Raw genomic sequence first — 13,986 nt, forward strand, 5'->3', positions numbered from 1 at the left:
ACAGGGGCTACCAAAATGTAGGCGACACCAAAATCCTGCGGCCAGGGCGTCCGAAGAAAAGCGATAGCCCCTATCAACGGCGGATCGCCCGTGAGCGTTTTCGCCGTAGAGCAGGAATAGAGCCGATAATTGGTCACCTGAAACAGGATCATCGCTTGTCCCGAAACTACCTGAAAGGGGTTCTCGGCGACGCGATCAACCTGTTCATGGCTGCCGCGGCATTCAATTTCAGGAAGTGGATTCGGAAGTTCGAACACTTTTTTGCCCTTTTTACGCTTTGGCTGTTTTTCGGCACCACAACCCGTCAGCCTTCTATGATGATCCTGTAACGAAAATATCGGATTTTTCAGGCTCGACGAAATAAGCGGCTCTGATTTAATCAGAGCCGCTTATTTTGGAATTTTTTGATGAGGAAGGTTCGTACGTACAAATGAGATGCCCACATCCCTCAATCCTTCCACTCCCTTTACGCCCTCGGCTTCACCACCTCCACTTCTGCCTTCCGGCTACCGACATCCCACCCGTCACCTGATCATTCGACTTACTGCTTCTGAACTTATCAGCCGGATAAATTCGACACCTTTCCCCATGCGCCGGTACGGCTCCAGATCCGTAAGCTCGTAATCATCCGGAGCCAGCACATCCCGCACGCCAAACTTTGCCATGTCTTCAACGGAAAGCAGAAAAAAATCCCTGACACCGTACTCCTCGTTTCCCACTCGGCAGATATACTCGTCGACGTCGATTTTTTCAAAAAACCGGGCTTGCTTGGCCTTGCTGTTCTCCATGTATTCGCGCGTCTGTTGGATGGCTTGCGCGAGCATACCTTCCAGATCGAGTTTATTTTTCGCCTGTTCATCAAGTTGCTCGTAGGCTTGGATTAACTCTGCCCGTACATCCGCGTCAGTTATTCCCCTCTTCTGCAACGCATTGCCATGCCACCCCACAATGGCGTTTGCGTTGATGATTTTGCGCCGCCCTGCCGTGAAGACGTAATTGGCGCAGGACGACATGCACATTTTCTCGACCACGACATCCGCCTGATTGTCAAAGACCCATTCTCCCAGCCGCATGCCCGCATTGATTTCACCGCCCCCGGAAGCGATGACCAGCGTCTCCACCACGCGTCCTTCGACCGAATCCAAAAATTTCGTCACATTCAGGTCGGAAATACTGCCGGCAAAGGTCGCCGTCGTCCCCTCCACGCTGATATAGGCTTCTTCCGCGGAAGGATCGTAAACCGATCGCCCGAAAACCTGAGTTTGGCTGAGCACGATTAAAATCAAGCCCATCGTTAAAATACTTCTCATGGTTCCCACTCCTTTTTGAGGGTCAGATCATGACTTCCAGGTTATGCTGCCACATGTTTTGAGTAGGCTGCCAAGCTCATTCCTTGAGCAGCTCCAGCATTTCCTCCAGGGACAATTTGGCCCCGCTGTCCGTGCCTTCCAGGAGGCTGGTGGCCAGGTCGCGTTTGTGGCGGTGGAGGTCGAGGATTTTTTCCTCGATGGTGCCCTTGGTCACCAGGCGGTAGATCGTTACCGGTCGTTGCTGGCCGATGCGGTGGGCGCGGTCCGAGGCCTGATCCTCCACCGCCGGATTCCACCAGGGATCCATGTGGATCACGTAATCCGCCGCCGTGAGGTTCAGTCCGAAACCACCGGCTTTCAAGCTGATCAGGAAAAGGTCCCCTTCCCCGGCCTGAAACGCGTTCACCGCGGCCTGGCGCTGTTTGATGGGCGTGGAACCGTCCAGGTACTGGTAGTGGACCTTGCGTTTATCCAGATAGTCGCGGACCAGTTTGAGATGACCCGTGAATTGACTGAAAACAAGGGCCTGATGGCGGTTTTCCAGGAGTTCATCCAGGATTTCGCCAAAGGCCTGCAACTTGGAACTGGTCGCCCCGTTGCCGGGCATGACCAGTTCTGGATGGCAACAGGCCCGGCGCAGGCGCATGATCTCAGCCAGCATTCTGATCCGCTGTTGGCCGGGCTGATCCATGGGTTCGGACATTTTTTCCAGGGCATTGCGCCGAATGGCCTCGTAGATGGCCGACTCCTCCGGGCTGAGTTCCACGGGCAGCACCACCTCGGTCCGTGACGGCAGTTCGGCCAGGACCTCGCTTTTCAAACGCCGCAGAATGAACGGTCGAATCAGGTTTTTCAGCCGCCGCCTAGCCTCGTTGTCCTTGTTCTGTTCGATGGGCACGGCGAATTTGCGATTGAACCGCTCCATGGAATTCAGCAGGCCGGGATTGATGAAATTGAACAGATTCCAGAGTTCGCCCAGGTGATTTTCGATGGGCGTGCCCGTGGTGATCATTCTGAACCCTGCCGGCAGGGCCATGGCCGCCCGGGAGCGTTTCGTGAAAACATTCTTGATGGCCTGGGCCTCGTCCGCGACAAGGGTGCTCCACTCCACCTTGGCCAATTGCTCGGACTGGGTCTGGAGCAGGCCATAGCTGCACACGATGAGATCAAAGGGCCCGGCCTCGGTCAGCATCTGTTCCCGTGCTCCGGGCCCGAAGCGCAGCGGACGCAGGCTGGGTGCAAATCGTGCGGATTCGTCCATCCAGTTGATGCACACCGACGTGGGCGCCAGGACCAGGGTCGGCCCGAGTTTGGCACGGGTCAGAATCAGGGCCAGGGCCTGAATGGTCTTGCCCAGTCCCATGTCGTCGGCCAGACAGGCTCCGGCTCCCCAGTGCGCCAGCCTGGCCAGCCACTGAAACCCCTCGACTTGGTAATCCCGCAGTTCAGCGCGCAAGGTCGTGGGAACCTCCGGAGTCAAATCGCGGGACTCCCGCAGGCGCCGCAAAAGATCTTTCCATGGCTTGGTCGCATCGACCCGCATGCCCTGCAACACGTCTTCCATGGCCGGAGCGGCCAAAGGGTTGAAGCGGCCGGCATCGCTGTATCCGCGGACGGCGTCCAGACGTTTGCGAAGATCGCGGGTCAGGCTCAGAAAGTCTCCCTCCTCCAGGCGAATGAACCGTCCCGGACTCTGTTCCAGCAGGGCGAGCAACTGCGCCATCTCCAGGACCCGGCCGTCCTCCAGCTGCAGTTCTCCTTCCAGACTGAACCAGTCCTTGCGCTGACGAACGCTGATCCGCATCTTGCTCGAGTCGGCTTCCGGGACCACCTTGATCCGTTGCCCCTCCGGCCATTCCAGGACGACGGACTCTCCCAGTTCCTGCAATTGCAGCAAGGTCTCCAAAGCCTCTTCCGAATCCTCGATCAACCAGGACCAGTTGGCATCCGGATCCAGAACCGGGCAGCTTTCCAGGACCTTTTTCACCGCGAGCTGTTCGGCCTGAATATCTCGAACAGCACAGTATTGTCGTCCGTCCACTTCCGCAAAGAGGGTCTTGCCGCCCTCTCCGGGTCGAATCAGCAGGTTGCCGCCGGCAATGGGCCGCAGAAACAGCTCCATGCCCAGTCCTCCATTTATTGGACGCAAGCGGATCACCGGACGCGAATCCGCGGCCACTTCCTCGGCCTGAACCGGGCTGCCGCCGATATTGGAGTGGACGGCCAATAGCGGAGCAATCTCGGCAATGCTGGCCAGAACCCGCTCCTTGGCCGTAACCGGAACGGTCAATCCCTTGAGCCCAAGAATATCCGCGATCTTGAGATGTCGCTCGTCAAAATGCACCAGGCGCAGACGATGGCGCGTCTCTTCCCGGCGCACCAAATTGCGACCCGCAACAGGCGTGGGATCGATGCGCAGCCGCAGTTTTTCCTTCTCTTCCAGAACCTGGAGCGCCGGTTCGGATTTGACCAGCTCCACCGGGCGCTCCGGATCATCCTCCCAGAAGATCAGGGGATGCCCTACCGCTGCCAACAAGGCCTGATCCAAATCCTGAATGGAATACCCACCACCGTACCGGCTATAGCTTCCGGACATCCTTCCGAACGAAGCCTGTGAAATGCGCCGATCATGGTCCGTCAAAGAGGAAAAATCCTCTGGTGAATCATGAAGCCGGTAGGGAGAAACATTCTTCCCGGTGGTCCACTGGCCGTTCTTTTTTCGCTTCTGCTCCCGGGGTTCCAGAACACACACCTCGCCGAGGCAGCGCAGCCGCCAGGTCATGCGCGTCTCGCCGCCACTTCCCCGAGCACTGGGACTGACGGTTGCTCCAATGTTTTTCAGGGCATCCAGAGCCAGTTCCCAGGAGGCTTTGGGTTTCAGGAGTTCCGTAATCGACGCCCAATGTTCATTTTTTTGGGGAACGTCGGTTCGCTCCCTGTTGCTCTCTTTGGCGCTCTCTTTGACGCTCTTCTTGTTTCTGATTTTGCCCATTTTCCTGAGCAGCATCTCCGCCTCCTCGGCATACCAGAGATACCCTCCGCTCAGCGCGATGTGATAATTATCGGACAAGGCTTTTAGTTGTTTGTCGATGGGATCCTGTCCCAACCAGGACCTGATCAAAGGCCGGAACAAGGCCGGATACGGAAAATGTTGCAGGTTGTACGTACCTGCCAAATCCTTGCAGGAGGATGGCTTTTTTTCACCCAGTAAAATCAAGGCGGCATCTGCAAAGGCCGCAAATACTTCTGCATACGGATCAGGTATCTCACCCTTGGCCATGAATCCGGCTTGTTTGGGGATGAGTCGCAAATCCTCCGGCTCGCCCCGACGCAACAGGCAGAGATTATGAAAAATTCCGGCCATGCCCGGAATTCGCACGTTGCGTTTGCGGGTTTCACGTTTCATGATGATTATGCAGGCATCGAAGGCCTCCATGGCCTGGTCGTATTCTCCCCGCACAAAGTGCCACCACCCCAACAGACTCAAGTCAGTGGAATTCTGGTCCACACCCAGCAACTCCCGGGCACTTTGGAGGTTGCCCCGGATGAGATATTGCTGGGCCATTACATATTTCGGTCCGGAATGGTTTTGGGCCATCTTCGGAAACCATTTTTCGGCCAGTTCAAAATGCGTGTTTCGAGGGATCAGATCCTCCATGCCCTTCATCAGGGACGTTCCCAGGACCTGAAACTTGAGCACGTCCGGCAACTGTTCCACCCAGGAGCGGTTCAGAGGATAAAGACACAGCCTTGCTAGCTGAGCAACCTCGTGCGAAGGCAGCAGATCCCACGTCGAGGAAACACCACTGATGCCGCGCATTACATCCGAATATTTCCCCAGATACAGATCCGTGCGCATGCGATGGTAGCCTTTCGAAAAATCCATGGGATTGTTCCAGGAAAATTCAGGCAATGGAAGAAGCTTGAGTACGACCCTGTGCACCTCCGCATACTTTTTTTCCAGGGCCAAGGTCCGAGCCGGCTCTTCTCGAATCATCTCGTTACATTGGAAACGCGCATTTTTGACGGAAAGCAGATGCAAACGTTCCATTCTTTCCTGCCATGCCTTGGTGACGGCCTGATGCAGTGGTGTTCCCCGGCTGTCCCGCCAGTCAAGATGCAACAGTATTTTCTGCAGTTCCGTGATGGTCAGGTGTTTCCAGGCCACGGTCAGGACTTGCAGAATACGTTGGTCATCCGAAGACAGATGTTGGAGATTGGCAAGGAGGGTTTCCAGTTTACGTTGGTTGTCGCTGAAGTTCATGGATGGTGTGTTCCTCAGGTGAGATGGAATCATTGGGAGGTTGTTGAAAAATCCCCGCTGGCTACGTTGCAACAAAAGTTGATTTTTTGAACAGCTTGCGGAATCGGGCTTTTTTCAACAACTGACAGGCTTGGTCTTGAATTGCATTTTTGATCAACCCACATTATTTGATCGAGCAGATTGGCACCTGCCTGACTAAAATCAGGATTTGCCATGATTTTACTGACTCGTAAACTCCTTTACCGACACAACATTAATCTTTGGTGAAAATGAACAAGCAACCGTACTGCGTTAGGAGCTTTTGCAGAGCAAATCGGTTAGTCCCGTATTAATTTTTTAATATGCATTACCGCAATCACAACAATTATTAAAACCATGAGAAAATCCATCACGGAAGAACGTATCCAGCGTATCAGGGAGGTTCTGGCAAAACGGCAGAAAGATCTGACCTTGATCCTGAACAATATCCACGATCCGCACAACGTCTCGGCCATCCTCCGTAGTTGCGACGCCTTCGGGGTGCATGGGGTGCAGCTGTATTACACGCGTGAATCGTTTCCCCTCGTCGGCAAGCGGGCTTCGGCCTCGGCCAGGAAATGGGTGGACCGAGTCCGGCACAATGATGCCGCGGCCATGATTAAAGGTTTGCGTGAACAGGGGTATCAGATCATCGGTACCAGTCTGACCAGCGAGGCCAGGCCGTTGCCGGAATGGGACTTCACCGGGCCCACGGCCATCGTGCTGGGCAATGAGCACCGCGGCCAGGACCCGGCCCTGGATGCGCTGATCCCGGACAACTTGTTCATTCCCATGCAGGGCATGATCCAAAGCCTGAACGTGTCCGTAGCCGCGGCGGTGATCCTTTACGAGGCCTGGCGGCAGCGCCAGCTGCGGGGATGTTACGACCGACCAAGCTTCGATCCCGAAGAAATGGAGAAACATGTCTGCTCATGGATGGAGCGATGAGTAACGCTATTTTGCAGGCTGCCGATTCCATTGCTCGAGGCGGGGTTGTTATCTATCCCACGGAAACCCTCTATGCCTTGGGAACGAGCATCACCTCTCTTCAGGCTGTGGAGCGGATCAGCGACCTCAAGCAGCGCGACCGGAACAAGCCTCTGCCGGTGATCATCGGCGCCCTGGACCAGTTGGATATGATCACGGAATGGAAGGATGCGGAGCTTTCTCGTCTAATACGAAATTTTTGGCCCGGGCCCCTGAGCATCCTTGTTCCGGCCCGGCACGGACTATCCAGGCTGATCCAGGATGCACATGGCTTTGTCGCGGTTCGCTGGACCTCCCACTCCACGGCGCAGGCCCTGGCCCTCCACTGTCGAGCCCCCCTGGTCGCCACCAGCGCCAATCCCGGCGGCGAGCCGGCAGCTGGACGGCCTCAGGACCTGGACCCGGCCCTGGTCGAGAAAGTAGACATGGTCGTCGACCTGCCGCCCTATCCCGCTGGCGGCCTGCCATCCACCGTGGTTCAGATCCTGGCAGACGGTCGATTGAAGATCTTTCGTGAAGGAGCCGTGACTTCAAAACAACTCCAGGAGGCCGGCTGGCAGATCAGTTAAATTTTTTGAACCGACCCCCCAGAGAAATCAGAGTTTGTTTTTTTCGGTATAGTTTTTTGAACCATTCGGGGAAGAAATTGCATCTCCAAAAGCGAGACGATCCGGAAGATTAAACTCGAAACCATTGATTTTCCTATCTTAGATGTCCACGTCACACAAAACCAACCGACAAAACAAGTTTGGCATTATGATTGCTATACTCTAATCAACCTTCCTCCTTTTGCAAAAACCGGTTTTGTTTTTGGGCAGCCCACCCTCAGCAAAACCGGTTTTTTGCTGCGAAAAAAGGGTTCCTCTCCCAAACCCGAATCAGAATTTCCACAGCCTTTCAATCTCCCTGCGCACCATATCCTGAGTAATTCCCTGCATGCATGCGGGATTTCCGCAGGTGATGCGACCGGCCAGGGTGCAAGGACGACAGGAGAGATCCAGTCCGACTGGCCGCAAACCCGGCGGCCCCCACTGCTTTTCCGATGCCGGACCGAACAGGACCACCCCCGGTACGCCCAGCATCCCGGCCAGATGCATGGGGCCGCTATCATTGCCCACCACGAACTCGGCATGCTGTAGCAGATTCTGCAACTCTTCCAGCGTATTGGGGCAGATTACGGGAAAATCCCGGATATCCATCCCTCGATCCGTCTCAGCCGGGCCGAGAACAAAACGCACCACCCTACCCTGCTTCTCCAGCCAATCTGCTAGTTCAAAAAATTGTACCACGGACCATTGCTTGATCACATGACCGGCCCCGGGAAACAGAAGAACGCCGTTACCTGGAATCGCTTGTCCGGAACGCCTGCCGAACAGGTCGCGCCAGGCTGCCTGCCATGACCCATCACCATGGATGCCGAGGCGATCAAGGTGCTGGAGATAGGATTCGCGGGGAGGAATCAGAGGGATGTCGATTTTCTGTTCCTCCGTCTCCGGCGGTATGCCGGGCAATATGTGTAAATTCGGATGGTCGGGAACCGGCGGGTGCGCGTCCAGTACGAACCAGAATATCCGGGTCTCCCCAAACTCCTCGGGCCAATCCTCACGTCCGAAGAGCGAATCGAAAACCTGTTGCAGATCCCTGGGGCTCGGCTGCACGCCCAGCGGGCGTAGCCAGTGCAGACGGCTCTGCGGTCCGATCCAGTAGATTCTGCTGTTCGAGAATCGGACGCAGATGTTCCACATCGCCGGCCAGGCCATCAGGAAATCACCCAGGCCACCGCGATGGATTAATAAAATTGTGGAGTCGGTCGACATAAGGTTCGGGCGCCCTTCCCTGGGACCGCCGCACCCCAGTGTGGCACGTTTGCCATGGGATGGTCGGAGACGAGCTGAAGTATATCCGTTGAATCAAGCCTCAGATCAAATTGAAGAAAAGGTTCAAACTCCCAACGTAGCAATGGCTTTCCGTATCCAGTCAAATCCAATCAGCTCCTGCTCCAGGCGGACCTGTTCCCCCACTCGGTTCCAGCGCAGATCGTCGTAGAGCATCCGTTCACTGGCGGTCAGGCGCGGCAGGACTCGGGTTTCCTGACGGGGTTCGATGCTCCAGAACTCCTTGTGCGCCAGCAGCGTCTCGTTGTCCATGAGCAGGGAGACGACGTGCGGAAAACAGCATCGCAGTTGATCCAGAATCGCGAATCCGTGGGTGTCGATGTCGCCCCAGTAGTGCACTTCGCGCTGATGCAGCCAGACGGCCTCGGCCAGCCTGTCGAGACCGTATCCCGAGCCGAAGACGACCATGCTCCGCGGTATAGGGGGAAAAGCCAGGAAATTGATCTCGTTCTCCGTGATGAAGATCCGTTGTAGGGGCGGATCAAGGCAGGCAAAGTCCTCATGCGCCAGGGTCAGATCCTGGTCGCCTTTCCGGGGCGGAACAGAAGGCAGAAGAGCCACGTTGGGATCCAGAACGCGAAAGCGGACGCTCAGCGTCTTGGTGCGGAAGCCGTAGCGCTGGACAAATCCGTTCACGCCGCAGGCCGAAGAATCCACGGCCTCCGCGGGCAGGGACATGTCCAGCAGTTCCGCCAGCACTCCGCGATGGGTCTCGATGAACTTGGTGTGAACACCGGGAATGTCCACCTGCCGCAGATAGATGTCGGGGCGTGGGTGTTCACGCAGCCAGGAGACGATATCCAGCAACAGGTGCCACTGCCCGGTCAGCTCCAGGGCGCGCAGAGGGCGTCTGGCCAGCCAGGGCAGCAATTCCGGTCGGCGTTCCAGGGTCAATGCGGCCAGCTCGCTCAACAGCCTGGCATCCCTGCCCTTCTGGATCAGGGCCAAAGCCTGTTCCAGGGTGTCCACCCAGACCTGGGCGGGAATCGTATTGACGCCCAGGATGCGATGGTTGATCTCCCGGCGCAGCACCCGGTAGTGCCGGGCCTCCTGGTCCAGCAGTGCAATCCAGTTCCGAACCTCATCGTACCGCTCGGCCAGGTCGCGGCTTCCGGGAGCTTTCAGGGAGAGCTTCAGGGGAAAGAGCCCTTCCCCAGTCTCTCTGCTCACCAAGGCCGCCGGCAGCACTCCCCGATCCCAGAGCCTGCGCACCTGATTGCGCAAATCCAGCGGAGTGGTCCAGTTCGTGAGTTTGGTCATTGCGCCTTATCGAGAAGGTTCCGCATGGGAGCCGGATGGATCGTTACCAACCGGGGTAAGAATTCATGAGGTCGTAAAAAAGACAATCCGGATCTCAACTCCGGGTCGACAGGAAGTTATCGAAAGGCTGCCAAATCGGGTTTGCCTTCCTCCAAACCGGCGATCATTGCCCCGTTCGGAAGTTTCGATTCGGTAGGCAGCCGTTGGCGATCCTTTTCCTGATGGTATTCCTGGATGCTCAAATTGCGCAAGGAGGAGGTTCGTCCGTCCGGATTGTGGACAAAGCCGACGCTGGAGACAAAGGGCTCGATAATATGGATTTTCTGAAGCGGGGTGACGATGAGCAGTTGCAGGTTCAGGCTCTGGAAGAGTTTCAGGCCGTACTGGGCGGATTCGTCCGAGCCCCGGCCAAAGGCCTCGTCAATGACCACGAACCGGAAGGATCGGGAACGCACCGCCCCCCATTCCAGGCCGAACTGGTAGGCCAGGCTGGCCGCCAGCACGGTGTAGGCCAGCTTTTCCTTCTGGCCGCCGGACTTGCCGCCGGAATCCGCATAGTGCTCATATTCCGCGCCGTCCTCCCGCCAGCGCTCGCTGGCTCCGAAGACAAACCAGTTGCGCACGTCGGTGACCTTGGCGGTCCAACGGCGGTCCATTTCCGACTGCCCTTCCCTGCCCCGAAACCGTTCGATGATCCGTCTGACCTGCAGAAACTTGGCTTCGGAATACTGCGCATCCTCCGAGCCGCTCAGAGAGCCCTCGGTGCAGGCCTTGAGCTCGGCCTGGAAATCCCGGATGTCCGGATCCGCCACTGCCTGGGCTTCCAGAAGGATGTACCGCCCGGGATTGAAGTCGATCTGGGTCAGGGATTCGTTGATCCGCTGGATGCGCTCCCGGATGGTTTCCCGCTCCCGGAACAGCTGGGAGTGAAAATTGGCCACTTCGCGGATGGTGTTCTCGTTGAGCAGTTCCTTGAACCGGGCCTCGAAGCGCGGCAGATCGTCGGCTTGGAGCTGCTCCAGCATAGCCCGGTACTCGCCGGCCGCATCCACGGAGATGTCCACCTCCTGGGTTTCCAGGGGGAATTCCGTGCCGTAGGACTGCATGGCGGCGAGGATTTTCTCCCGCAGCCGGGACAGCTTCCTGTCCTCCGCGTCGATCCTGGCCTGCAGCCATTCCCGCATGTCCCGCTCGCGGTTGTCGCAGGACTCCACGGTCAACAGCCGTCCGGCCAGGGCTTCTCCGCGCAGCTCGTCCAACTGCCCGAATCGGGCGGTCTGTTCCGGTCCGGCATCGTCGACCACGATTCTGGTCTGATCCCGCAGCTCTTGGGCGTCATGGCGGCGTTGTTCGGCCTTGGAACGTACGTCCCGGGCGCTGCCCAGCTCGGCCTCGATCCTGGCCAGATCCGCTTCCACGCCCTGGAGCTGGGCCGTCAGCGTTTTCAGGATGTCCGAGGCGGCTTCCAGGCCGCGTTTTTCCTCTTCCAGATCGGCCACTTCCAGGGTCAGGCTACGCCAGTCCAGTTCCCGGAAATCCCGGTACTCGTCCAGCTTGGAAAGCGCTTCCAGGCGGCTCTTGATGGTTTTCTGCTCCTTTTGCAGGGCCGCGATGCGTGCCCCGATGCCGGCCAGGCGATCTTCCAGGCGCCTGGCCTTGTCCTCCAGGGCCGCGATCTTGGCCTCGTTGCTCCAGCCCAGGACGTAGCGGCCGCGGTCGTCGATGCGGTGCCGGTCATCCTTTTCGTGGCGTTCGCCGGGCATCTTGATCTGTCCGGACCGGGTCAGGGCTTTGGTCTCCCGCCGGAACTGATCCTGGGTCGGACAGCAGGCCACGTCGAAACGGTGGGCCATTTCCCGTTCCAGCCAATCGTACAGGGCAGAATCCGGCTTCAGGGCCACCTTGCGGACCAGGGAATCCGGATGCAGTTCGGGTACGGCGAGTCGGCCGGCCCCCCGTATGGTCCGGACCCGAAAGTAGACCAGGCGTCCTTTCAAATGCGTGGCGTCCACCCATTGGGCCACCCGGGCATAGTGCTCATCAGGCACCAGCAGGGACAGCCCGAAATTGTGCAGCACCCGCTCGATGGCCCCCTCCCAGTCCTTTTCCTCCTCGCGGACCTGGATCAACTCCCCGGCAAAGGGCATGTCCTTTTCGGCCAGTTCCAGGGCCGCGCACAGGGAGCGGCGCATGGCCACCTGCTTTTCGTCAATGTTGCTGCGCCTGGATTTCAGGCTTTTGATTTCCACGCTCAGCTCGGCGTATTCATCCCGGCCCTGCTTGAACAGCACCATGTTCTCGCTCAGGTCGTTCTGCACCCGGGTCTCTTCCTGGGCGGCATTCTCCAGCAGCTCGCCGCACGTCCGGCGCTGGTCCAGAAAATGATCCTCGTCTCCCGCCGGCTTGAGGTTCACGGCCGCGGCCAGCTCCGCGTAACGGTCCGCCTTGGTCCGCCGATGCCCGGCCTCCTCCAGCTTGAGGCGGATGTCCTCGGCAATGCGGGCAATACGGTCCCCTCCGCTCTCGGCAATGCTCCGGCGCAGTTCCCGCTCCCGGGCCTGGAGATCCCGCCACTGGGTTTCCAGGCGGCCCACCAGCCCGTTGTGCCTGATCAGCTCTTCGCGCAAGCCGTCCAGGCGCTTGTCCAGCAGTTCCAGTTTCAATCCGGCGAACCACGGCCGCAAAGCCTCCCGGCAAGCCCGCAAGTCCGCTGCTCCCACGATCAGCTCCGCATACCGATCGCAATCCGCCACCAAAGGCGTGAGCAGTTCCACCTGCCGCTTGGCCTTGAGCACGGCCTCATGGGCACGGGTCAGGTCGTCGAAGTGGCCGATCAAGGCGGCGATGCGCGGCGCCACGTCAAAAGGTTCGAGCATGTGCATGCGCACGAAATCCGTCAGATTGCCCACGGACTTCAGGGAGACTGTCTGCAGGAACAATTCCAGGGCCTGATCGTTGTCGATCCCGAAACGCCGCCGAAACCACGCGCCATACGGTGGAAAGCTGTCGAAAACGTCCACGCCGGAGCTGCGCAACCGTTTGCGCAGCTTGTCCATTTCCGTCCCGAATCTGGAAAAATCTTCGGCAATGGACAGCTCGCGTTCGCAGGCTACGTAGAATCGTGCCGGCTGCCCCTGGCCGTCCTTCATCCAAAAAACCTGGGCCAGGGTGACGGTCTTCTGGTATCCGGCATTGCGGAACACGCCAAGGACCACGGCATAGCAGTGCTCGTCGCGCAGGGGCACGGGTTTCGCGCTGCCCGTGGTGTCGCTTCTCTCGGACTTGTAAAAGCCCAGCACATAGGAACGCAGGCTGCGTTCCCGGGCCTCGGCGCCGGCCGCCTTGTTGTAGGAAATGCGCTGCGCCGGGACCAGCAGGGTGGTGATCGCGTCCACCAGGGTGGACTTGCCCGAACCGATGTCTCCGGTCAGCAGGGCGTTCTGCCCGTCCAGCCGCAGGGTCCAGATGCGGCCGTCAAAGGTTCCCCAATTGTAGATCTCCAGGCGCTGGAGGCGAAAACCGGCCAGACGGTCGTCGGCCATTAGTTCGAACATCTGCCGTTCAATCGCCATCTTTCGCTTCCTTTGCGGCTTTCCCGGCGATTGCGCCGGTCTGCGCATGTTCTTGATAGGCCGCCAGCCGCCGGTCAAATTCTGCCAACCACTGGGCATCCACAAAGGCCTTGATGATCCGCCGCACCTCGAACATCCGGTCCTGACCGCGCAATCGGCGCAGAAAACCCAGATCCACGACCTTGTTCAAATGGGCGTCCACCTGGTCGATCAACCGGGTTTCGTTGGTTCCCGCGGGCAGGAACACCCGGATCATTTCCACCACCTCGTCCCGAGAGAGAATCAGTCGGGTTTCCCCACCCCCGGCATCGAACTCGGCCAGTTTCTTGCGCAGAAGGGCCAGGAGCAAGCTGACCGGAAACGACAATTGCCGCCGGGCAATCAAGCGGGGCGTCTTGACGTCGTCCTTCTCGTCGATCTCAATCCGGGAACGCAGAAACGCATAGCCTTCGGCCTCGTCCAGAACCAGATCCAGCCCCAGCACGGCGACGTAATCCCGCACCCTGGCCTGAAGGCCCAGCAAGGCGTTCCATACAGCGGGCTGCTCTTCCACGGAGAGCAGCCCCTTGAGCAAAGGGATGACCACGGAGGAAAGGTCGGTTGGAGAATCGGAAGATGATGGATGTTGGGGGTGTTCGTTCATGAATTGCGATTGGTGAAAAAGAGGTGAATTGTTCCGT

Annotated in this window: 10 protein-coding genes; 3 read left to right on the forward strand and 7 right to left on the reverse strand. The window is 58.2% G+C overall.

The features are described 5' to 3' along the window. The first annotated feature begins 35 nt into the window (after window positions 1–35). Window positions 36–329: a transposase gene (locus tag BLP93_RS17210; RefSeq protein ID WP_425248224.1), complete on the forward strand. Its 294-nt coding sequence runs from the start codon at window positions 36–38 to the stop codon at window positions 327–329. 195 nt (window positions 330–524) lie between these two features. Here the strand turns inward: BLP93_RS17210 and BLP93_RS10115 are convergent, their stop codons facing one another. The 3 genes from BLP93_RS10115 to BLP93_RS16665 form a co-directional block, all read right to left on the reverse strand. Continuing rightward, window positions 525–1,319, reverse strand: coding sequence for a hypothetical protein (locus BLP93_RS10115; RefSeq protein WP_161946280.1), 795 nt, complete (start codon window positions 1,317–1,319; stop codon window positions 525–527). Window positions 1,320–1,386: 67 nt separating this feature from the next. After that, complete coding sequence (locus tag BLP93_RS10120; RefSeq protein ID WP_092120913.1) at window positions 1,387–5,574, reverse strand: DEAD/DEAH box helicase; 4,188 nt, start codon at window positions 5,572–5,574, stop codon at window positions 1,387–1,389. Between the two features lie 29 nt (window positions 5,575–5,603). Then, window positions 5,604–5,789 (reverse strand): hypothetical protein, encoded by a 186-nt coding sequence (locus tag BLP93_RS16665; RefSeq protein ID WP_139162975.1) that lies wholly within the window; start codon window positions 5,787–5,789, stop codon window positions 5,604–5,606. Window positions 5,790–5,949: 160 nt separating this feature from the next. On the opposite strand from BLP93_RS16665, the gene BLP93_RS10125 reads away from it, so the two are divergent. Together BLP93_RS10125 and BLP93_RS10130 are read left to right on the forward strand one after the other, a co-directional pair. Further along, on the forward strand, window positions 5,950–6,540 hold the full coding sequence (locus tag BLP93_RS10125) for a TrmH family RNA methyltransferase (RefSeq protein ID WP_092120916.1): 591 nt from the start codon (window positions 5,950–5,952) through the stop codon (window positions 6,538–6,540). Next, window positions 6,537–7,148, forward strand: a complete 612-nt coding sequence (locus tag BLP93_RS10130) for an L-threonylcarbamoyladenylate synthase (protein ID WP_092120919.1) — start codon at window positions 6,537–6,539, stop codon at window positions 7,146–7,148. Before BLP93_RS10125 ends, BLP93_RS10130 begins: the two co-directional genes overlap by 4 nt. A gap of 309 nt (window positions 7,149–7,457) precedes the next feature. Here BLP93_RS10130 and BLP93_RS10135 read toward each other — a convergent pair whose 3' ends face one another. The 4 genes from BLP93_RS10135 to BLP93_RS10150 all read right to left on the reverse strand — a co-directional run bounded on the left by BLP93_RS10135 (window position 7,458) and on the right by BLP93_RS10150 (window position 13,949). Next, window positions 7,458–8,396 (reverse strand): glycosyltransferase family 9 protein, encoded by a 939-nt coding sequence (locus BLP93_RS10135; protein WP_092120922.1) that lies wholly within the window; start codon window positions 8,394–8,396, stop codon window positions 7,458–7,460. A gap of 123 nt (window positions 8,397–8,519) precedes the next feature. After that, on the reverse strand, window positions 8,520–9,734 hold the full coding sequence (locus BLP93_RS10140; protein ID WP_092120925.1) for a DUF3322 domain-containing protein: 1,215 nt from the start codon (window positions 9,732–9,734) through the stop codon (window positions 8,520–8,522). Between the two features lie 116 nt (window positions 9,735–9,850). Next, window positions 9,851–13,306 carry an ATP-binding protein gene (locus tag BLP93_RS10145; protein WP_092120928.1) on the reverse strand — a complete coding sequence of 1,152 codons (3,456 nt, stop codon included), beginning with the start codon at window positions 13,304–13,306 and terminating at the stop codon, window positions 9,851–9,853. Further along, on the reverse strand, window positions 13,296–13,949 hold the full coding sequence (locus BLP93_RS10150; protein ID WP_092120931.1) for a DUF4194 domain-containing protein: 654 nt from the start codon (window positions 13,947–13,949) through the stop codon (window positions 13,296–13,298). The genes BLP93_RS10145 and BLP93_RS10150 overlap by 11 nt, the downstream gene beginning before the upstream one ends. Window positions 13,950–13,986: the final 37 nt, after the last annotated feature.

Source organism: Desulfonatronum thiosulfatophilum, from assembly GCF_900104215.1.
Taxonomy (GTDB): domain Bacteria; phylum Desulfobacterota; class Desulfovibrionia; order Desulfovibrionales; family Desulfonatronaceae; genus Desulfonatronum; species Desulfonatronum thiosulfatophilum.